This window comes from Pseudoalteromonas sp. XMcav2-N (assembly GCF_024124545.1).
Taxonomy (GTDB): domain Bacteria; phylum Pseudomonadota; class Gammaproteobacteria; order Enterobacterales; family Alteromonadaceae; genus Pseudoalteromonas.
The window spans coordinates 265,715-286,544 of sequence record NZ_JAMXSF010000007.1 but is presented as its reverse complement, the minus strand read 5'-3'; the positions used below and the strand labels follow the sequence as shown (position 1 = coordinate 286,544).

Sequence of the window (20,830 nt, the reverse complement as noted above, 5' to 3'; positions counted from 1 at the left end):
GATAGTGAGACCAATTAAAAATAAGCTTCCGCTCTTGATGACTCAAATGACAGTATTTTTGACCCATTTTGCACCTCCAAAATAGCTAACTTGAACTATAGTGGTGCACTTCAATTTAGAACATAGCGATCCATAATAGGGTCAGGTAACGCTGGGTGTCTGTATATTTTCTTTTATGAAGCCAGTCAGCGGCCTTACATTCGCTTTGTGCCTGTGAAATCACAATCGCAGCAAGCCGTATTATTACTGCACCGGATGAGAGAAAGGTTAATTAAGGCGCGTACCGCATGTCTGAACCAGACCCGGAGTTTTTTGCTTGAATTTGGCATTGAAACACCTAAAAGCTATCGCGCTTTTTACAATCACATTCAGACCTTACTCGACCAACAACAGCAACCGGTTATTCTGTTGCTTATACATGAAACTTGCGCCGAACTGAGAGCCTTTGAACGCCAGTTAAGACAACTCGATTCTCTGTTTCGAGATGCAAACCAACGCAGTCCGGCTGCTGAAATCCTGCAATCCCTGCCAGGTGTAGGCCCTATCATCGCGTCTGCTTTTAGTGCCAGCATAGATAAAGGCCAGGCATTTAATAGTGCCAAAGAGTTAGGTGTTTGGCTAGGGCTCACACCCAGACAATATGCCTCCGCCGATAAAAGCGTTCTGAGCCATATCACCAAACGAGGGGACAGATATCTGCGCAAGCAATTAATCCACGGTGCACGTACTGTGGTCACGCATGTACACAAAAAGGACGATGATTTAAATCGCTGGGTTAGCGCTTTGCGAGAGCGTGTTGGAGTCAATAAAACCATTGTGGCCACTGCCCACCGGCTGGCCAGGTTGATGTGGATATTACTACAGAAAAATGAACCGTATCGGCCACAATATACACAATCGGGGGCGGCACAATGCATCAAAGTTTAGGTTGTCAGGTGAGCTCGGAACAGACAAGGGTCGTTGAACCCGTGTGGGTGTAGTGAGCCACTGACAACCGCTTATCTGTTTGCCAAAATACGATGAAAAAAGGTCCAACCCTGCCTGCGCAAAACCCGACGAAGGCACGGTCGTTACAGACCGAGTGGGTGTATTAACTTTAGGGTGTGCAGGCTCGGAACTCATTAGGGGCGCTGAACAATCAGTTAAGCCCGGATATATGTCAGAGCAACACATTTATAGCGGACTGGACCAAACATCAGGCATGGCAACACGGGTAACATAACGAACGGGATAACGAAAACTCGCTACCCCGCAGGCCTACTCGGCTTGACATAGCTGGAGCGTCCATATATGTCTGTATATTTTCTTTGCAGGCTTTCCTGGGTGTCCGTATATTTTGTATATATTTTTCCGTATATTTTCAGCTTCTATTTCTATGGTTTAAAAAATAAACCTGTGCACCTATGTGCACAGGTTTTTCTAGTCAGACTCTAATCACTCCCAGATCACGTCATCACCACTACCAAATCTATCTCCTTTACCATTAGTCGTACCTGTTTCTCGCATTCGGATCCCGCCAGCAACCTGTGAAGCTTCATCCTTTTTTAGTTGGCGTGAGAATGTGTGGGCTAATACTCTAGGTTTATTATTTTCTTTCATTTTCTTTTTCCTTACTTTTATAATTACTAGTGGTATTCACGACATCGACACATACCAATTTTGGTAAATCTCGCTATCGTAGAATTCATTTAGATCTATTTTATAATGGGCCTCCCCACCCAACCTTCTTAAAATGTAACTTAATAACTTATTGCATACATTAAGCTCAGGAAACTCAACATCCATCCATAGAAAATTTCCTGCTGTATTTAACTCCAAAAAAGTATAAGAACCATCAATGCTCGCAACAATATCAATACAGGCAAACTTCAGATTTAGTTTTTTTAGCAAAGCAAGGCATTTCGCACTCAATGATTCATCAAGTAAATAATGCTCATATTGTAAAGTACTTTCATGACCTCGCCAGTCAACTCTTGACTCCTCTGAACTTGATTTTATTTTCATTGCTACAAGTTCATTCCCGAATACCACTACCCGGAGTTCATAGGCTTTGTCGACAAAATTCTGAAAAATACTCGGTGTAAAAGCTAAACCCTCCGCAAATTCCTCCTGGTATTCAATTCTTGCGGTATGGTTATACTTAAGTGCATCATCAACTGCCCACGAAGTTTGCGTGTAGGCTTTAAATATAACATCTCCATGTTGTTCAAAAAGCGGGCGAGACTCTTGAAGTATACTGGTTACAACTGTCTCAGGAAGTTTGAATCCGATATCCCTGGCAGCTTCTAGTTGAACGAGCTTTCGCTCAGCAAACTCTGTCGCTTCAAAGGTATTTATCCAATTTGAGTATCGAGACGCGATAGTCAAAAAATTGCATAGGTGCTTATAGGACTCTGATTCTGAAAACGCTAAGTCATCTTCATGAACAAAATCATGTAATTTCGGCCTGCTCAGCTTTCTTAGCCATACCAGTCCATACTCAGATAGCATTTTTTCAACACCATTATTTGAACGAATTTTTATTTTTGTTGTCTCTTTTGATGAAAAAACAATAGATGCGTTACAATAATTCGGGTATTTATCACAATACCAAAAATCAACATCAACTCCATTTTTATTAAGATAACTCCCGAACAAAAGTGCGTGAACGTCATTTGTATTTGTAATTATTAATATAGAATTATTTGTCATGAAAACATAACCACAGAAAACCTTTTCATTTTTTATACAGACTTTACGCCGCTATAGGCAATTACTTTCTCAATTCAAATTGTTTCCGATTATTTCACCTGAAATAACTACGCAACAAGTACCGATACAATTCAGAAAAACATTTTTTTAAATAATTTTTTAATATCCCTTCCAGTTAGCTTTTGCTATTTAATAGCAGGAGTAATGTATCTCAGAAACAAAAAATTTCAGTCTTGTAAAGGACGGGAAAGAGCAGTAATTGACGTAAAAGTTGAACACAGCCACGTGTGAAGCCAAGCTCGTATCGGCTGTTCGAGAGTGAGTCATTCATAATCAAGCAAGCAGAAATAGCGTACCTAAAAACACGCAAAATTTTCTTTGAAACACAGGGCTATCTTGCCACAGAGCTGTGTAAGCACCCCAAAAGTACGAATTAGCTGTTCCTAACCGGCAGTTGAACTGTAAAAAACTGTTTTACTTTCTCCAGTACATGCCTATAATTCGAACGAATTTAAAAATGGTGACATGGAGTCAACACAATGAAAATGAAGTTATCCGGAAAGATCCTCCCTCTGATTGCGCTAACCACTCTTGCAGGTTGTATGAGTACTGGTCCACACCTTAAAAGCTCTGTTTCTGAAGGTGTAGCCGGGATTGAAGCACGTCTCCCTTATGCCAATTACAGCAACTACTTTGGCTATGTTGATAAATCTGTTGTGCCAGAGGGTAAATATAAAGGTAAAGACACTTACTACCTGTATGTCTGGGTGCCCGCAGCAGTAGATGAAATTGGCGTTTCAATGATTTCACCTGCCGTTGCTACGCCTGGTGACAAAGACTTTGTCCACGCGAACTTTAAACCAGGTATGGCAAAGGACGCCAACAAGTTTTTCGATACCTATATCGTCTTAGATCGTATGAACATCATAGACAGCGGCAGCATTGCTGACGGCGGGAAAGTACTGCAAAACCTGGGGCGCAATGATGACAGCAGTGAATTGCCAGCAAATCCAAGTGGCGCTAGCTATAACTCATTGTTGCGTAAAACAACTTCGATGAATAACCCGACTGAAGCGCTGGTACGTGGTGTATATCGCATCGGCTTTACGTCATTCCGCTCTTCTGTTGAAGGCTCTTTTGAAGCAACCATAGGTACCAATGTACCTGGTGTGAAAATTGCGGCATCGTTGTCTGAATTAGACGCGTTGGTAAACAATAAGCTGTAATCCAGACAACTTCACAGACCAATTAAGTTATGCCAGCCTTACCCGGGCTGGCATTTTCGTTTTTATCTTGTCTCTTTGGTCATGTTATTTGTGATGATGCGTAATAAAACGGAAACCCTGAACCAAAGCCGTGATAGCAACCGCGCCAAACATCATTGCTGAAAAAGGAACCGTGTTGTTAGCGTGGAGTAAGGCAAGCAAAGGCCCTACTAAAGCCCCGCTACCAAACCTAAGCGTTCCGATCACTGCCGTCGCTGTACCCGAGTTTTTCTCAAACTCCAGCAAAATGAGCGCATCTGCGTTGGCTGCGCTGACCCCCAAGCTCATCATCAAAGGCGCAATACTCAGCACAATATAATACAAAGACAAATCCATCAGGCTAAACATTAATAATGCGGATGCACTGAGCAAACCAAGCAACAGGCCGTAATACAACATTTTACGTGAGCCCACTTTGGGCACTAGCCTTGTATTAATAAAATTTCCCAACATCAGCGCCACAACATTAAAGGCAAACAGCACCCCAAAAAGCTGTTCAGATACTCCAAAGTAATCGAGATAAACAAAGGACACAGAGGTGAGAAAACAAAAGAAGCCAAAAGATACCAGCATGGAACTCAGGATATCGGGCAACGCACTGCGTTTACCCAATACCGTTGCATAGCTATCCAGGAACAAGTGAAAACCGCGCTTGTCACTTTTATAAATAGGCACTTCCACAAGATAGAAGTAAGCGAGGAACATGACCAAAACGGCATAACTTGCCAGCGTAAGAAAAATCCACTGCCAGCTTGCCAACCCCATAATGGCCGACCCTACACTGGGGGCTATCAGGGGCGCGACCATCATGATCATAGAGACATAGGACATACCTTTTGCCGTGTTGGCCTGATAGATATGTCGTATGATCCCAGGCACCACGACAGTTGCCGCTGAGCCAGTAAACGCTTGTGCAGCACGCAAGAACCACAATTGCGAAACATCGCTGCTAAATGCAATTAAAAATGAACTAACGGCAAATCCACCCAGCCCAAACAATGCCAATTTTCGCCTGCCTAATTGATCTGCCAGTGGACCAAATACCATCATACCAATAGCATAACCAGCAAGATAAATACTGAGCGAAACCTGGACCTGAGGCATGTCTGTACCAAGGCTGTCGGCTATCACCAGCATTGCGGGCAGGTACATGTCTATCGCTAAAGGAGTAATTGCCACAATACTTGCTAACAGCGGTAGTATTACACGAATATTAAAATACTTTTCGGTGTCGTCCATTGAGTGCCAAATGAGAGTGTGAAGGGCACGAATTATATCATTTTAGGTATCAATCCGCACGCACACTCAGCCGCAGTTATCGCGCAATACAGCTCTCCCATCGAGAAACAACCGAATAACAGAGTGCTGCCGACAGTACGGCATTTAGGGGGACAATACCAGGCAACAGATGCCCAACCAACACGCCCACAAAGACAGCAACAATCGCGCTCCAACGCACAGTTTGCCATTGCATTTGCTCAAATGCGTGATAACGCTGTTTATTGATTAAATAATCGGCTACCAGTACACCACCAATTGGTGGAATGGCCGCAGACAAAAAGGTAAGCCAACTGACAAAATGATTGTAGAGCCACAGCGCACTGAGTGTGCCAATCAGTCCATTGATCACAGCCAGATTGCGACTGGACCAGCCAGTGATATTCGCAAAGCCAAGTCCTGAGGCATACAGTGCATTGTCATTAGTCGTCCAAATGTTCAGACCTAAAACCACAATGGCGGGAACAAGTAAACCTTGCAGCATCAACACTTGTGCGATGTCAGATTCTCCCATTACCGCACCACCGGCAGCGCCAAAAATGAACATTAAACTGTTACCCAGAAAAAAGGCTATCAGAGTGATCAACACCGCACTTGAGGGTCGGCGAGCAAAACGTACAAAGTCGGCAGTTAACGTACCGGCTGAAATAAACGACCCAACCACCAATGCGATTGCAGCACTCATAGGCATAGGATCTGCTGGTACCAATGACTGTAGCTCACTGATCCCGCCCACTTCTTGCACAGCAAGCCACACGGAGTACCCTCCCAGCAAAGCAATCGCTGGTACAGCAATGACAGACAACGCCATTAATGCGGAAATACCGAAATAAACCGTTGTGGTCATTGCAAGGCCAGCCAACATGATCAGCACATTGGTATCAAACCCTGTTGCCTTATGGACAGGTATGGCAAACATCGCCACCCCAACTCCAAACCAACCGACCTGAGTGCCGCCCAATAGCATGGAAGGCAACCATGATCCCTTCACACCAAATGAAAATCGTGCCAGCAAATGGGTAGACAATCCGGTGGATGCACCTATATAACCCAATGCTGATGTGTATATGCCCAGCAATAAGTTACCGACTAATACTGCCAGAAAAAAATCATCAAATGAAAGCCCCGTCCCCAGGGTGCCTCCGGTCCACATACTGGCGGAGAAAAATGTGAGTCCCAGCATCAGCAGGGATAAAGCAATGCCTCCTTTTCTGGCTGACTCTGGAACGGGCTTGAGTCCATAGTTACTGTCTTCAGTCACATTGTGGCCTTTTTGGTATAACAAAGGTAAAACCTAAGTACAGCACACAACCGTGGAAACATTATGGAGTATATTCGGCGTTTGCTCAGAGAATCGTGACTGCGCGGGGCTTAAGCCTGTACACAGTAATCGGCTTCTGTATCGCATCTGCATCAAACACTTCGCCATTTTCTTCGGCTTTGTGAGCCAGATACCTACGCGATTTTTCCAATGTCAGTTCAAACACTTCAAACCGGCCAGTTGCATAGGCGGTTTTGCCAACCGCCGACATTGGAAATACCATATCACCATCACGCACTTTTACAGTGATTTGCTCTGTGTTATCTACATTCAGTGTCATCCAGCAACCGCGCTTTTTACATACTTTGGTCACAGTGCCTTTCACCGTTACTTCGCTCTGATGATACTGAGGCGCCAGACTAAGTAATTTTGTAGCGTCAATCACATCCGCTCGGTCAGCACCACCGGCGAATTCCAATGGCTGAGCCTGAGCTGGCGATACACACAAAGAAAGCAGCAGAACCAGCGCCGTTCTTATAAACATATTCATCCTCATATTTAGCTTTGGCAATTGGTTGTTAAGGATCTGATATTAATAACAATCTTTTGCCGATTTCGAAGTCCCCAAACAGGTAGTATACAAGCAGGCTACTTAAAAGACACTCTATTTACAAAGCATTACATCCAGTGTTGCAAGTTTAACTGGTTACAATTACCTTAATTGGGTAAACACTATCACAAAGGAAAATAGTATGAATAAGATGATCAAATTTGCTTTGGCACTTACAACAATAACAATGCTGAGCGCAACCGCACAGGCTTCACCACAGCAATGGCAGGGATATTACAAAGGTCAGTGCGAAGTAATCTCCCCTGTTCGCGGAACGCTATACCAGTTTCCAATGTCACTGGAAATTGGCGAATCTGTAGACGACAAGGCTGACTGGATCGTGACCTATGGAGAGGGGGCGAGAAAAAATGTTCGCAACTATAGTTTACTGACAATCAACGAAAACCTGGGCCATTATGCTATTGATGAAAACAATGGTGTTGTGATTGACCAATATCTGCTCAACGATGAGTTCTTAAGCCTGTTTGAAGTCGGTAGCACCAAGCTACAAGTGTCATACAAGCTCGACAGCAACGGAACGATTGACGTCAACATGAATACCTTCAGCTTCGACCCAATCCGCGAGTCAAAAGTTGGACACGTGGTTGTCTCCAATTATCAGGGCAACACCCAGCAAAGGTGTAAACTGTTTAAGTGGTAAGCACACTAAACAAGCGTGCCTGAATCAGGCAGTCATATAACAGTAAAAGCGGGTTTTCACCCGCTTTTACTCATTAAGTTTAGTGATTAACCGCCACCACCACCCGTCACTGTGCCTTCAACCGTCACCATGACATCAACACCTTCCGAACGTATTCTGTACTGGATACTGGTGATCTGCATACGGTCTTGCGACAAAAACAGGTTGATCACCGGCCCATCGTCATCCTGTCCATAATTCACCTGGATACGAGGCTCTTCCAGCTCCGGTCCCGTACGATCGTCAATTCTTGTTATGTCACTTTGCGCGTAAGTGATACCTGTGTCAAAGTCGATGGCACCATCAGAGCCAATCACCACAGTGCCACGTGTATGACCTGTGCCGGTTACTCTGTACTCACCTGCTTTTGCCGTTACCAGATCCAGATTGGTAACTCCTGCAGCGATAAAGGAGCCCAGTAATTGATTTTCCATGGTGAACAGATTGATTTCCTTAATGCCTGTGGCTGTTACAGATACCTTGTACATAAACCCGCCATCGTCTTTGTAGACATATTCAGATCCCTCCATCATCACACCATCAAGCGACATTTCGTCTCCATTGTTCGCGTCCGGATCAGTGTCTATAAACATCATGCCAGAACTTGAGAAAGTAAATTTGACTTTCTGACCGTCGGCATAGCTACTGCCGTTATTCGCTAACATAAACATCAATTCAAATGCCTGGCCTTTGAGTACTTCTGGTAACATCACGTCGTTATTGTCATCACCGGTCAGCGTCCAGGTATAAGTTAAATCAGATGAAACAGTTACCCCCTGAGTGGTCACAGAATAACGCACAGATACCACAATCTCGGTTGCCGAACTGCTCACCAATTCAAAAACCAGATCATTCACTGTCAGATTTTGTTGAACAAACGAATCCTCAATCTGCTTTTTAATGGTTTCAAGATCATTGGGATCTGGCGCAGGTACGTTATTGATAGTGATTTTGGGTATTTCTGTCGTGACACCCGCCACGGTCGAAGTACCAGTAATGGTCAAAGTGTTGCCTTCACCGGTATTGTCACCGCCTGAATCACCTCCTGATCCAGAAGATAAACCGCCAGGCACAAAATCCAGCTCAAGCGAGCCAAGATCCAAGCCTGCAAAAATGTCACCTAACCCTTCAAGCGTTTTCTTGATGTTGTCCAAAGAAAAAGTTGTATTGAGGTCAGCTGTTAACCCTACCTGTTGTGCGTATGCCTGAATGGCACTGGTGTATTCACTGATAAAATTACTGGCGTTGTACAAAGGTGATTCGAACACTTTATCGCCAACCTTTCCGTCAATCGTTAAATCCAGAAAGTCAGCACGCAACGCATCTACAATCGCTAGTGCCGGTGAACTCGACGAATCACCAAGCTGCGCCAAGGCAGCAAGAGAAACAGCATATATGCCCGCCTGATCACTGCTTGCAGTCACACCGCTGTTCGCACCAATTAACTGAGGTGGAGCGGTTATATCGGTCAGAGCCGGAGCCAGAGCAACACGTACCTGCTCGTTAACCAGCTCTATGGCTGCTGTACTTGTAGCCCCTGTATTCAATATGGCTGTTGCGGCAATTTCGGTCAGCGTTGTAACCCCGACTTCAGACTGAAAAGCTCCCAAGACAGCGCGTAGTGTGGCATCTGCCGGCAAAGCCAGAAATGTACCTTTGGCTTCATCAAAATATTCAGCGCTCCCTCCGCCTATCACCTCGACGATAAAAGGTTCATCGATAGCTGATGAAAGGGCTATGGTTGCAACGCCGGACTCTCCGGTGTTACCGGTTGCCCCTTCAATTGGCGTATTATTGGCAAGTAGAACAAGCCTGACTGTAGCATTTCGGATTAGTCCCAAAGCCGGGCTCACTTTGATCTCTGTGGTTTGTGCAGTTGTATCTGGCGTTTTAGTATTGTCGTCGTCATCGTCTCCCAGGCAGGAGGCAAGAATGAAAACTGACAATATAACAAGCCAGTTGCGCAGCTTGTATATCTTCATGGGTAATTCCTGGTTTCGACGGTTACTGATTTTTGCTGTGCACAGAACCTGACAATCGAGTCTCTGTGTCACAGCAATGACAGTTTAGTTTAATGAAATAATTAACGCCTATTTTTTAACCAGAAAAAATCATTTTTTATTTGTCTCCCTCATACGGATACTGATGATGAATTTGGCTGCGACAGGTCATACCAAGGTACTCACAGGTTCTTTGGAACACCTCAACGAAGCACTCTGGCGCAGCCTGTTTAATCGAATTTGAAAGTATTGAAAACTCTTTATTACGCAGCTTTCTCAACTCTGGCTGTAATGCTTCGTCATCCATAAACTCTGTGATACGGTCAAAGAATGCCTTCATTCTGGGCGTCGTTGCATACCAGTAAACTGGTGACGCAAAAACAATATGATCATAGTTCAGTAAGTGACGAAACAAGGTGCGAAAACCATCATCACTATTAGTGTGGTTATAGCAATAGTCATTAATTTCATAATCATCGAGATAAATGCAATCTGCTTGTAATTTTGGTGCCAACTTTTGTACTGAGTGCGCAGTATTCCCGTGTTTTTTTGAACTTGAGTATAAAATGACTGATTTCATAGTGGTTCTCCAATGTATTATTTGCTGTTACTCTAAAACCTCAACCAAGATTCAGGTAAAGCGAAACAATGACGACAAACAATAAACCGGAACGAGACGAGCCGAGACTCAGTGTCGGACAAGTCGCAAAACGTGCCGACGTCGCAGTGTCTGCACTTCACTTCTATGAAAATAAAGGCTTGATCCGCAGTTGGCGTAATACCGGAAATCAAAGACGATACAAAAAAGATGTTTTACGCCGCATTGCCGTTATTAAAGCGGGACAAAAAATGGGGATCACCCTGGCTGAAATCAAAGAAACGCTGTTGGCATTGCCACATAGCGACACTCCGAGCAAACAAGACTGGGCAAATATGTCCAGACAGTGGCAGGCAAAGCTGGACGAAAAAATCGCCTACATGCAGCGTGTCCGTGACATGGTGGATGGCTGCATAGGGTGTGGCTGTTTATCCATGAGCCGCTGTCCTATGTACAACCCGGAAGATGTGATGGCTCAGGCGGGTACAGGTGCTGTGCTCATTGATAGTCCAGAGCAGGCAAAGGTCGTGAAATCTTGTTATGATAAGAAAAACCACATTAAAGGAACAAGCGAATGAAAAAAACGGTGATCAGCCTTTCTCTGGCTGCCATCTTTGCCCTTGCTGGCTGTGTTCAAACTCAAGACCAGTCACGTACACAGACAACTGCTTCAGTAACAGGCCAACAGCAACAAGATGCCGCCTTCAAAACCTTTTCAAATCAATTTATTGAGCAATATTGGCAACAATACCCCGAACTGTCAGTATATCGAGGCTACGGCAAGTACGATGACGTGATCACCATTCCCGATGCCGCTAATCGTGCAGCCAACCTGGCTTTTATTGACGCGCAACTGGCCAGTCTGCAATCATTCGATGCAGAGCAACTCAGTGACAATCTGAAAATTGACTACTATCTGATTGAAAACGAATTAAAAAGTACCCGCTGGGGCCAGGAAAAATTTAAACGCTGGCAGTGGGATCCGAGCAGTTACAACGTGTCATACGGGTTTGCAAATATCCTGAACAGCCGCTTTAAATCGGAAGAACAAAAGCTCCGCCAGGTTCTTAATCGGCTACAATACGTCCCTGACTATTATCGTGCCGCACAGGCCAACATTGATGATCCGACGCAAGAATATACTCAACTAGCGATCCAGCAAAATAAAGGGGCATTTAGCGTACTAACCGATGACTTATTAACCCGTGCTGATGCACTCTCTTCTTTTAGTGCACAGGAAAAAGCGCTGTTTAAACAGCGTTTTGCCAACGCGAAAACCGCAATTAACGGCTACATAGATTTCCTGTCAGAGCTTGAGCAGGAAATGCAGAAAACCGGTCAAGCACGCAGTTTCCGGATTGGAGAAGCGCTCTATGAAGAGAAGTTTGCTTTTGATATTCAATCGGGCTACACCGCTAAACAGATGTATGAAAAAGCACTTGCCGACAAAGCACGGGTCACTGCGGAAATGGTCACGCTGACTACACAGCTCTGGCCGAAATACTTCCCGCAAACCGCGCGCCCTGATGATGACAGTCAAGCCATTGCTACACTGATAAAGCACCTGTCTCAGCGCCATGTCGATAAATCCCAGTTTGTAGATGAAATTAAGCGCCAGATCCCGGAACTGGAACGCTTTGTCATGGAGAAGGACTTGCTAACTTTAGATCCGGAAAAACCTCTGGTTGTTCGACAGACTCCAGACTACATGCGAGGCTTTGCGCTGGCATCCATTTCGGCACCGGGCCCTTATGAGAAAAAAGAAAACACGTATTACAACGTAGAGCCACTCGACGGCCTGACTGATGAGCAAGCCGGTTCTTTATTGCGTGAATACAACCACTGGATATTGCAGATCCTCAACATTCATGAAGCAGTTCCAGGGCACTACACCCAGCTTGTTTATTCCAATACCTCTCCGTCTCTGGTCAAAAGTATCTTCGGTAACGGCGCTATGGTTGAAGGCTGGGCTGTGTATACAGAACGCATGATGCTTGAAGAGGGCTATGGTAATTTCGAGCCAGAAATGTGGCTAATGTACTATAAATGGAACCTTCGTGTGATCTGTAACACCATTTTAGATTACGGCATTCAGGTTAAAGGGATCAGCAAAGAGCAGGGATTAGATCTGCTCATGAATGGGGCTTTCCAGGAGCAGGCAGAAGCAGAAGGTAAGTGGCGACGCGCGACACTGAGTCAGGTGCAGTTAACCAGTTATTACAGTGGATTTCGTGAAATTTACGACCTGCGCGAAGAGCAAAAGACAAAACTGCAGGACGATTTCAACCTCAAAGCATTCCATGAGCAATTTCTGAGCTATGGCAGCGCCCCGGTTAAATTCATACGTCAGCTAATGAACTAAAGACGCTGATTGCACTATGCCGGGTGAATCACCCCGGCATAGCTCTCTGACATTACTCATTATATTTTCCTGTACCAGGTTGATGTGCAAGCACGGCCAATCAAATTAGTAAAATCAATTGACCAAAGGAGCAACAAAAGCTACATTTTATTTTCATTGCAGCAACATGAAAGGTCACAGGAATGAACTCACTAAACGCACTCGCGAGGGTCATCGCACCCTTGTGCATTTCAGCTTGCAGTGTCTCGGCACAGCAGCTAATTGAAGAGCACGATAATGAGGCTGAACTGAACAGTTATCACGAAATCATCGTCAATTGTCACAATAATCCACAGGCGCTCAAGCGTATACTTGATTACCTCCATTCACTATCGCTTGAGATGACCGTTGTGTTTTCGGGGCAATGTGAAGGGCCGATCCTCATTGAGCGAGACGGGTTATCACTAAGCGGCAGCTCGCCGGACAATGCAACCATCTCACTGCACAGTTCGCACCAACAACAAACAGCCATTGTCATCAGTTCGGCTGTATCGTCACTCAGAAACTTCACTATTGATACACCCGATAAGATCCGAGCGCTGCGCATTGAAGCCAATGCCACCGTCACCATTGATGGCCTGAAAACAGCCTATGTATTCAATCCAAAAGCACCGTTTTACCCTTTTGTTGCTGATGATAATAGTACCCTGTTTGCTAAGAACCAAAGCAACTTTCAGCTTCAGGTCTCGGGTAGTTCAGTAGCAAATCTAATGCAAGGAAATCAACAAATTGCGCTTAATATCCTGGATACCTCAATGGCCCGAACAACCAGCAGCAATCAGTTTGATGACGTCGAAGTTTCTGGTAACGGGTATTTTCTGGGCGACAACCAATCCAGCATCACGCTACTCAAGATCTGGAGCAAAGCCGTTGCAGAAGTTGACAATCAAAGTACCGTCAAGGAAATCATGATGGGTGGTCAGACCCTGTTTGCAGCTTACAATCAGTCTTCCATTGCTGGCCCTTACTGGCTTTGGGGCAATGTGGTTTTTGAACTTAAAAACTCCACTGCAAGCGGGTGGCAATCTGTCGATAAACCCAATTCTATTATTTCTGGTCTCAACGCCACGGTAAATGGCACATTTTACCCTGACTGGGACTGGCGCGGACAAGATGGACAGTAACACTCACATTTTGTTGAATTGTATTGTGGTGCGTTCCCAGCCGCCACAATACACCTAAAGGCATGGAGATTTTTCTTCCCACCCGCTTGCCTAAAGTTCACACTGTGTTACCATTCTCTCGCTTTAAAATTAGTCTAAGTGGCTATTTAATATACATATAAAATTGCAATCTCCACCTTCTATTGAAACGCTAAAAGGTCACACTCAGCGTTGTGATTATGCCAGCAGACAGGGACAGATATTCGGAGTAGTAGCAATTTTCGCGATATACGACGAGTAATCAGGGAATCTAATGGAAGTAAAAACGTTGACTTCACGTCAGTTTGTGGGGATCAGTACCCGCACCAATAATCATCATGAACAAACAGAGACAGATGGTAAAATAGCTCAATTATGGCAGAGTTTTTACCACAACTACGCTTCTCTGATAGAGGATAACACGACACTCTATGGTATTTATTCACATTATGAATCAGATCAACATGGTGACTACAACATCACGGTGGCCTGCGATGCACCAGGCCTATCAGAGCGAGTCGATAACGACAACGCACTGCAGATTTACCGTTTTTCTGGCGGACGTTATTTAAGCTTCGCAGCACAAGGCGAAATGCCCCAAACGGCGATTCGGCTTTGGGAGCTAGTCTGGCGTTACTTTGAACAAAGTGACTGCCCGTATCAACGTGCCTTTGGCCAGGACATAGAGATTTATCATCAGAGCAACGAAGTCGAAATCGCGATTTCTATTCTCTAATCATAACACCCAGGCTGTCGGGGACAGGCCTTGCCGCGTGTACAGATAACGCGTACATCGTTGGCAATGCCCCGCTCTATCCAGTTGATATTGAGAATCTTAGCGACACTTTGCAGCTGCTTTTTCAAATGCCACGGCACCACACTTGCCCCCCCTTGTTTAATACACAGTGCCTGTAATTCCTGCACCACTTCATTGGCATCTAACCCCTGCGCTGCAATCGCCGGATTTAAATCAATACCGGCACACAGCACATGTGGATTATCTGCTACATCGTTGACTTTAATGGATTCACAGCAATAGAGTCTGGGCTGATTATTCACATTAAGTACGGAGAGCTGCGCACTCGCCTGCATCGCCTGCTGCTGAAACTTCCTGAACACAGCCCAATGCTGGCAGGGGTCTGCAACACTGCGCATATTGCCCCAGGGCAACGGAATACCATTGCCACGATAAACAGCCTTCAGCTTGCCTGGTAAATATGCGTCAAAGTAATGCCAGTGAGGATATGGCGATGCAACCGTCATCCTGCGCATGGCAACCGAAGGCGAAATTCCAAGCGCCTGATGGATATGTGTTTCGTATCCATAGGAATCCAAAAGCTGCCGATAGGCAACTTTGGGACACAATAAAGCACCAGCAAAAAAGCTGGATTCAAAATCATGCCATGCAGATAGAATATCCTGTGCGTTAGGTGCAGATTCATCGCCATTCGTTCCACCACTGACGCCCCCGGAACCAAGTACGCATTGAAGTCCTTCTCTGTTGTGCAAAACCGCATGACCAAGGTGCACCGCCAGATCGTATTTCAGCCGGGGCTGATTGTGCTGTAACATGCGATTGACATGTACTTCGTTTGGAGGGGCAAAGTATGAGGTGATCACACGTTGAAACATATGACCACTTTCATCAATGACTTCTCTGGGCGCTTCATCAAACCAGTGCACAACGAGGCCCTGCGCCTTTAACATGGATAACAGGCTGTCAGCGTTTAGATAAAGGTCTTTGCCTCCTACCTCCTCAGCTGCTCGTTCTAAATCCGGAAAGTGATTCTGATGGTGTTCCTGGTGCGCACGGATCAATAGGTGCGCAAACTGGCGTCCACTGATCCCCGTTTGAGATAACATTTCAGGAATGGCAATCTGTAATATCTCGTTATCAAACAAAAAATTGGGTTCCAGTGCCATACCACTGATCCCGCCATGACGGCCTTTTTGCGGGGTAATCTCATTCGCTTCAGGTTCGTTATCCAAAAACCAGTCAACCGGTTTCTGAAACACCTCAGCGAGATTCTCCAGCATTTCGCTGCTGGGAGTGCGCTTTCCCCGCTCAATCATTGATAAATACGACACTGAAGGCGCTGAATGCGGATCAACTCGAATGCACCGCGTGGACAGATCCTCGAGTGTTAAGTGATTTCGCTTGCGTAAATTGCGAATTTTGGTGCCCAGAAAGTGTGACTTTCTCATGAGTTCTGAATTTTTTTTCACCGCTTCATTCCTGTTTACGTCTGTGAGGGCTCTAACCTGCGCCTCACTACTATGCCACAACACATGGTCAGACCAGTTTTTGTAAAATTTACACTGTAAAATTCTTTTTGTGAAATTTACCGGCTTTTTTTCATACACTGAATTTGTCAACAGAAGAACCTGCATGCCCACAGGACTGTGCAGGATGTTAATAATAGTAGCGATATTTAGACGTGTGACGACAACCGGTGAATTATGAGCCATTCCGCTCTCACCTCACACTGACAACAGGTATCGGGTAACAATGGTAACTGGGAATACACACATGAAAGCACAAATTCAGCATACAGAACTAGAAAACACCAGCACAGAATGCCAAAAGCTGATCGTCGCAAAGCAGTACCTGGATCAGCACTGCCCTTTGGAGTTCGGATCTCATAAAGATGTGAGCTCTTACGTTGTTTACTACAACCATCTGATGGTGTTTTTCGCCGACGGACAGCACTGTGGGTTGAAAGACTGCAAACAGTTTGTCGCTTTGTGTGGTCACCGCGAGTCGCCCAGTGCGATCTTATTGAAAAAGGCCGATGCTATGCATATTGAACTGAGTTTTGATACCGCATGTGAACCGGGCCGACACGATCGCGCTCATTTAAATGATGTGCAATATGAAACGCCTCTCAGTCCAGTCACGGGTGAAGGGGAACAGGGCAGTCGTATGTGGATGAGCTTTGTGTCTGGCGTACAGCATGCCCTGGTCACACAACAAGACCGTAAGTGCTATCGGGCAAAAAATGGTGAAGATTACAGCCTGTAACTATGTCTGCAAATGCGATACAAGTTCGGTATGAAGCTTGTGCCCGTAATGATACAGGCACAAGCAAATCAAAGGAATTGCGTGAAACCGGTACTGAAAACGTCTGTCAATCACACAACGCGACAACAACCAACTCATCGCTCTTTATGCACTCATTGAGGTGTTGTTGTGAATTGTCTCCCCTCTGACTTGCGCGTGTTTCTGCGGTTTTGGACTACTCACACATGTTAGCTATATCGAGCTTTCTTCATGTAACTTTAATACGCTAATCAGCGTTTTTTTAACAACCTCGCCCCTCGACGTTCTATTTGAGCTATTTGACGGCTCTGTCCACTCTTCGGCCAAAAGCAACCAAATAAATGCCCACTATCTATCATTCCAGCTCAGAACGCAGCCAAACTGGAACCATATACGTGTTAAACAATCCAAATACCAGGTTAAAAAACACTGTTTGCTCGTCATCAGTTGCAAAAGCGACTAGAAAAAGCGGACCGGATTATCAACTTTTCTATAATAATTTAAAACAAAGGTTGATAATTTATTTATTTCTAGTATCTTCTGTTTTGCCCACAATACGTTGGGTGCTAAAAAATCAAAGGATCTAATTATGAAGCTTGTTATCAATAAAAAGAAAATGAAAAACCTGTCTATCAATGCCTCAACTTTGGTAAATGACGCAACACCTCAGGTCGCTGGTGGCCTGCGTTACACAGCTATGGACTACTGTAACACCAGAGCATGTACAGACACTTGTACACCGAGTGTAGGCGCAACATGTGGTACATCTGCAATGTGCTAATCGCTCTACCGGCCAAATTACGAGTGATGTAATTTGGCCACTTAATTCAATCACTTTCCCCCTTCTTTACACTGCATTCAGATTAATTTCAGCTAACCTCAATATAATCTCGCTCTTTTTATTTCGCGCACTGGGATTATGAAGCTAGTTATCGATTGGTTAAAGCGCATCAATTGGATGCTGTGGGCACTGCTGTTAGGTATAGTGTGTGGCCTGGTTTTTGGTGAACGGGTTGCATTTTTAAAACCCCTTGGCGAAGGCTTTGTTAAGCTGATGCAGATCACCATTTTCCCTTATATTGTCGTAAGTCTGGTCGTTGGCCTGGGAAAATTTAATCCGGATCAGGTTAAGTCTATTCTAATTAAGGCAACCACAGTGATGATCAGCCTATGGCTCGTTGGGCTGGCTGTAATCTGGGCTTTTTCCCTTACCTTGCCCAGTCATGATGCCGGTACTTTTTTCTCGCCCGCATTAGTTGCCAGTGCACCAGAGGTCGATTTTGTCAGTCAGTATATTCCTGCCAATCCCTTTGCTTCGATGGCCGAAGGGAATGTACCCGCACTCGTTATTTTCTGTATTGCGCTGGGGCTTTCCCTGATTTCAAATGGTCAAAAGAATAACTTGCTTGATGTGCTGGAAGTAGTCGGTCAGGGTTTATCTCTGATCTCTAAGAAGATTATCAAGCTCTTCCCTATCGGGATCTTCGCCATGACTGCAAGTACCGCAGGCACCATTAGCATGGAGGAGTTAAACAACCTGCAAATTTACCTGGTGTTGGTGACATGTCTGGGCTTTTACCTGATGTTTGCGCTGCTTCCTATGCTGGTTGCAGCACTTACCCCGGTTAAATACCGAGACCTCATCATGGTCATGCGCAATGCCTGGATCACGGCATTCAGTACGGGCAATGTTTTTATCGTATTACCGGTGATAACGGAGGGAATTAAAGCCCACCTGGCAAAAATTAAGCGAAGCGATGAAGAGTCAGACCACATTGCAGAAGTGTTGGTACCCATTGCCTATACTTTCCCAAGCCTCGGAAAACTCACAACGCTGATGTTCGTTACCTTTGCAGCCTGGCTGACTGGTAGCCCGGTCTCACTGGAACAAATGCCAAATGTAACGCTGTCGGCCATGCTGAGCTACTTTGCTAACGTACATATCGCAATCCCTTACTTGCTCGATAGCCTTAAAATCCCCGCAGACAGTTACCAGCTATATCTGTCTATGTCTGTGCTGACGGCTAAAATCGTCTCGCCGACCACTGTGATTTATATTTTCTCGTTCGTGCTGCTGAGTATTTTTTACACTAAGCGCCAACTGCACCTAAAGCGGATCCGCTCGGTTTACTACCTGACTCTGCTCAGCGCCCTCCTCCCGGCTTTTATGCTACTGAGCTATTCTGCGAACAATCACTTGGCCCAGAGCACACAAGCCGCAGATGAAGTCATTGCCAATATGGTTGTATCCGATAAAGTTCCGGCGGAAGTACTCAACCATGTACCTAAAGCCTATCAGAGTGGTGAACTCTCATTGACCAATATTGAAGTGATCAAGAAGCGGGATCTACTCAGAGTTGGCTATCTGGTGGACAACGTGCCATTTAGCTATTTTAACCAAAAAGGGGAACTGGTAGGCTTTGATATCAGCCTGGCACACAAACTGGCTGCGGATCTGGACGTTAAAGTCGAGTTTATCCCGTTTAAAAAAGCGCAGCTGGCCGAGTATCTGAACAAAGGTTTTTTTGACATCGCCATGTCGGGGTTAGAAATCAATATCGCAGATCTCAGCCAGGTCAGATTCAGTGCTCCAGTGCTTGAGTTGCAATTAGCCCTAATAGCCAAAGATCATCGTCTGAAGGATTTTTCGACACGAGAGCAGGTACTGAACCAAACCAACTTGCGTTTGGCACATGTTGAATATACGCCACTGATGCAAGATCTGGCCAAAAAACATAAACATATAGATGTTTCAGCTCTATCAAGCCATCAGACATTTTTCGATGCAGATGAACAATTTGATGCCATGGTCATTAGTGCTGAGGCTGGCTTTGCCTGGAGTATGTTCCACCCAGAGTTTGGCGTTGTCGTACCGAAAGGCGCAGAACTAAAATACCCAGTTGGATTTGCTGTCGCCAAGCGCAACCTGGATATATTGAGTTTTGTCGATGCGTGGTTAACAATTCAACACAGTCAGGGGCAAATAAACAAAAGCTATGACTACTGGATCCTTGGCAAAGGCACACAAAACAAGCAGCATCGCTGGTCTTTAATCGACGAGCTTGACTACGATTTCAAACTAGATCTCAACTAGCATGTAGCGCGTCAGGCAGCAGCCTGACGCGCTACATATACAGCCGTATTAGCATACTTAGCAACCCAACAACCTGAATGAAAAAGAGCATCAGAAGCTTTAAAAGGAATGATAGTTTAGCGGTTTTATGCTTTACAATTTGCATACAGAACAGGGTTGAAATATGCAATGAGCAGGCAGATACCAAGAGTAACTGTCGCTCAGAGATCCGCTCTGTCCCTTGCTTTGATAACTTTTTATCTTTTGCGTAAACACCAAATACAATGGCACTGGCTAGCAGCAGATAAGCAACAATTGACCAGTCAGGTATTGCGGCTGCAATCAGGCACGGAAAGAGCACAAATGTAAGTAGCACGGCGGACAATACCCACAGTACATCGAGTAAAGTATTGACTAAGTATTTTTGATACTGACCTTTTACTTTCGCCATTTTTTTGTTATTTTCGATACGGCCTGTTCAGGCAATTGTAAATCACAAAGGAAATGAAAATGAAATTTACACTAAACAAGAAAAAACTAAAAACCTTATCTTCAAACCAACAGCTGAATGCCAAGGCAACGCCTAATGTAGGCGGCGGTTATGAACCTTCTTACCTTGATTGCGCACCAACTAATCGAAATGATTGTCAGACTGGTGTGATCTCATGCTACAACGGCCGCGATTGTGTTTTCACAAACCGCTGGTACAACTGTGACTAATCACATTTAGTCTTTGTCGCTCGTTTGAACCGGGCGACAAACAAAACACGC

At 45.0% G+C, this 20,830-nt stretch carries 20 protein-coding genes; 11 read left to right on the top strand and 9 right to left on the bottom strand.

From position 1 onward, the window contains the following. Positions 1 to 132 precede the first annotated feature (132 nt). Positions 133 to 927 (top strand): IS110 family transposase, encoded by a 795-nt coding sequence (locus NH568_RS11825; RefSeq protein ID WP_349288009.1) that lies wholly within the window; start codon positions 133 to 135, stop codon positions 925 to 927. A gap of 507 nt (positions 928 to 1,434) precedes the next feature. On the opposite strand, the gene NH568_RS11820 is transcribed toward NH568_RS11825, so the two are convergent. Both NH568_RS11820 and NH568_RS11815 read right to left on the bottom strand, forming a co-directional pair. Then, a complete protein-coding gene (locus NH568_RS11820; RefSeq protein ID WP_253047543.1) occupies positions 1,435 to 1,599 on the bottom strand; it encodes a hypothetical protein in 165 nt (54 codons plus the stop codon). A 36-nt stretch (positions 1,600 to 1,635) separates the two neighbouring features. Continuing rightward, positions 1,636 to 2,691, bottom strand: a complete 1,056-nt coding sequence (locus NH568_RS11815) for a hypothetical protein (RefSeq protein WP_253047540.1) — start codon at positions 2,689 to 2,691, stop codon at positions 1,636 to 1,638. Positions 2,692 to 3,230: 539 nt separating this feature from the next. On the opposite strand from NH568_RS11815, the gene NH568_RS11810 reads away from it, so the two are divergent. After that, the gene (locus NH568_RS11810; RefSeq protein ID WP_253047536.1) at positions 3,231 to 3,917 is read left to right on the top strand and encodes a LipL32 family surface lipoprotein; all 687 of its coding nucleotides are present in this window, start codon (positions 3,231 to 3,233) and stop codon (positions 3,915 to 3,917) included. An 84-nt stretch (positions 3,918 to 4,001) separates the two neighbouring features. Here NH568_RS11810 and NH568_RS11805 read toward each other — a convergent pair whose 3' ends face one another. The 3 genes from NH568_RS11805 to NH568_RS11795 form a co-directional block, all read right to left on the bottom strand. Further along, positions 4,002 to 5,195 carry a multidrug effflux MFS transporter gene (locus NH568_RS11805; protein ID WP_253047533.1) on the bottom strand — a complete coding sequence of 398 codons (1,194 nt, stop codon included), beginning with the start codon at positions 5,193 to 5,195 and terminating at the stop codon, positions 4,002 to 4,004. 76 nt (positions 5,196 to 5,271) lie between these two features. Further along, a complete protein-coding gene (gene codB / locus NH568_RS11800) occupies positions 5,272 to 6,495 on the bottom strand; it encodes a cytosine permease (RefSeq protein ID WP_253047565.1) in 1,224 nt (407 codons plus the stop codon). A gap of 85 nt (positions 6,496 to 6,580) precedes the next feature. Next, on the bottom strand, positions 6,581 to 7,039 hold the full coding sequence (locus NH568_RS11795) for a DUF4920 domain-containing protein (protein ID WP_253047530.1): 459 nt from the start codon (positions 7,037 to 7,039) through the stop codon (positions 6,581 to 6,583). A gap of 208 nt (positions 7,040 to 7,247) precedes the next feature. On the opposite strand from NH568_RS11795, the gene NH568_RS11790 reads away from it, so the two are divergent. After that, positions 7,248 to 7,766 (top strand): hypothetical protein, encoded by a 519-nt coding sequence (locus NH568_RS11790; protein WP_253047527.1) that lies wholly within the window; start codon positions 7,248 to 7,250, stop codon positions 7,764 to 7,766. An 86-nt stretch (positions 7,767 to 7,852) separates the two neighbouring features. Here NH568_RS11790 and NH568_RS11785 read toward each other — a convergent pair whose 3' ends face one another. Beyond that, entirely contained in the window at positions 7,853 to 9,787 is a 1,935-nt protein-coding gene (locus tag NH568_RS11785) for a hypothetical protein (protein ID WP_253047524.1), read from the bottom strand. Between the two features lie 136 nt (positions 9,788 to 9,923). Further along, positions 9,924 to 10,385 carry a flavodoxin family protein gene (locus NH568_RS11780; RefSeq protein WP_253047520.1) on the bottom strand — a complete coding sequence of 154 codons (462 nt, stop codon included), beginning with the start codon at positions 10,383 to 10,385 and terminating at the stop codon, positions 9,924 to 9,926. Between the two features lie 68 nt (positions 10,386 to 10,453). On the opposite strand from NH568_RS11780, the gene soxR reads away from it, so the two are divergent. The 4 genes from soxR (at position 10,454) to NH568_RS11760 (ending at position 14,682) form a co-directional block, all read left to right on the top strand. Beyond that, the gene (soxR, locus tag NH568_RS11775; protein WP_253047517.1) at positions 10,454 to 10,981 is read left to right on the top strand and encodes a redox-sensitive transcriptional activator SoxR; all 528 of its coding nucleotides are present in this window, start codon (positions 10,454 to 10,456) and stop codon (positions 10,979 to 10,981) included. Next, positions 10,978 to 12,765, top strand: coding sequence for a DUF885 domain-containing protein (locus NH568_RS11770; protein WP_253047514.1), 1,788 nt, complete (start codon positions 10,978 to 10,980; stop codon positions 12,763 to 12,765). The genes soxR and NH568_RS11770 overlap by 4 nt, the downstream gene beginning before the upstream one ends. A gap of 182 nt (positions 12,766 to 12,947) precedes the next feature. After that, on the top strand, positions 12,948 to 13,928 hold the full coding sequence (locus NH568_RS11765; protein WP_253047511.1) for a hypothetical protein: 981 nt from the start codon (positions 12,948 to 12,950) through the stop codon (positions 13,926 to 13,928). A 292-nt stretch (positions 13,929 to 14,220) separates the two neighbouring features. Then, positions 14,221 to 14,682, top strand: coding sequence for a GyrI-like domain-containing protein (locus NH568_RS11760; protein ID WP_253047509.1), 462 nt, complete (start codon positions 14,221 to 14,223; stop codon positions 14,680 to 14,682). On the opposite strand, the gene NH568_RS11755 is transcribed toward NH568_RS11760, so the two are convergent. Next, complete coding sequence (locus tag NH568_RS11755) at positions 14,679 to 16,172, bottom strand: DUF3612 domain-containing protein (RefSeq protein WP_253047506.1); 1,494 nt, start codon at positions 16,170 to 16,172, stop codon at positions 14,679 to 14,681. The genes NH568_RS11760 and NH568_RS11755 overlap by 4 nt on opposite strands. A gap of 304 nt (positions 16,173 to 16,476) precedes the next feature. On the opposite strand from NH568_RS11755, the gene NH568_RS11750 reads away from it, so the two are divergent. From NH568_RS11750 to NH568_RS11740, 3 genes are all read left to right on the top strand, one after another. Then, positions 16,477 to 16,968, top strand: a complete 492-nt coding sequence (locus NH568_RS11750) for a malate synthase (RefSeq protein ID WP_253047503.1) — start codon at positions 16,477 to 16,479, stop codon at positions 16,966 to 16,968. A gap of 607 nt (positions 16,969 to 17,575) precedes the next feature. Next, positions 17,576 to 17,767: a hypothetical protein gene (locus tag NH568_RS11745; protein WP_054013305.1), complete on the top strand. Its 192-nt coding sequence runs from the start codon at positions 17,576 to 17,578 to the stop codon at positions 17,765 to 17,767. A gap of 138 nt (positions 17,768 to 17,905) precedes the next feature. Further along, a complete protein-coding gene (locus tag NH568_RS11740; RefSeq protein ID WP_253047500.1) occupies positions 17,906 to 20,080 on the top strand; it encodes a cation:dicarboxylase symporter family transporter in 2,175 nt (724 codons plus the stop codon). Between the two features lie 31 nt (positions 20,081 to 20,111). On the opposite strand, the gene NH568_RS11735 is transcribed toward NH568_RS11740, so the two are convergent. Next, positions 20,112 to 20,510 (bottom strand): DUF1294 domain-containing protein, encoded by a 399-nt coding sequence (locus NH568_RS11735; protein ID WP_253047497.1) that lies wholly within the window; start codon positions 20,508 to 20,510, stop codon positions 20,112 to 20,114. Positions 20,511 to 20,569: 59 nt separating this feature from the next. On the opposite strand from NH568_RS11735, the gene NH568_RS11730 reads away from it, so the two are divergent. Continuing rightward, complete coding sequence (locus NH568_RS11730) at positions 20,570 to 20,779, top strand: hypothetical protein (RefSeq protein WP_054013308.1); 210 nt, start codon at positions 20,570 to 20,572, stop codon at positions 20,777 to 20,779. Positions 20,780 to 20,830 lie beyond the last annotated feature (51 nt).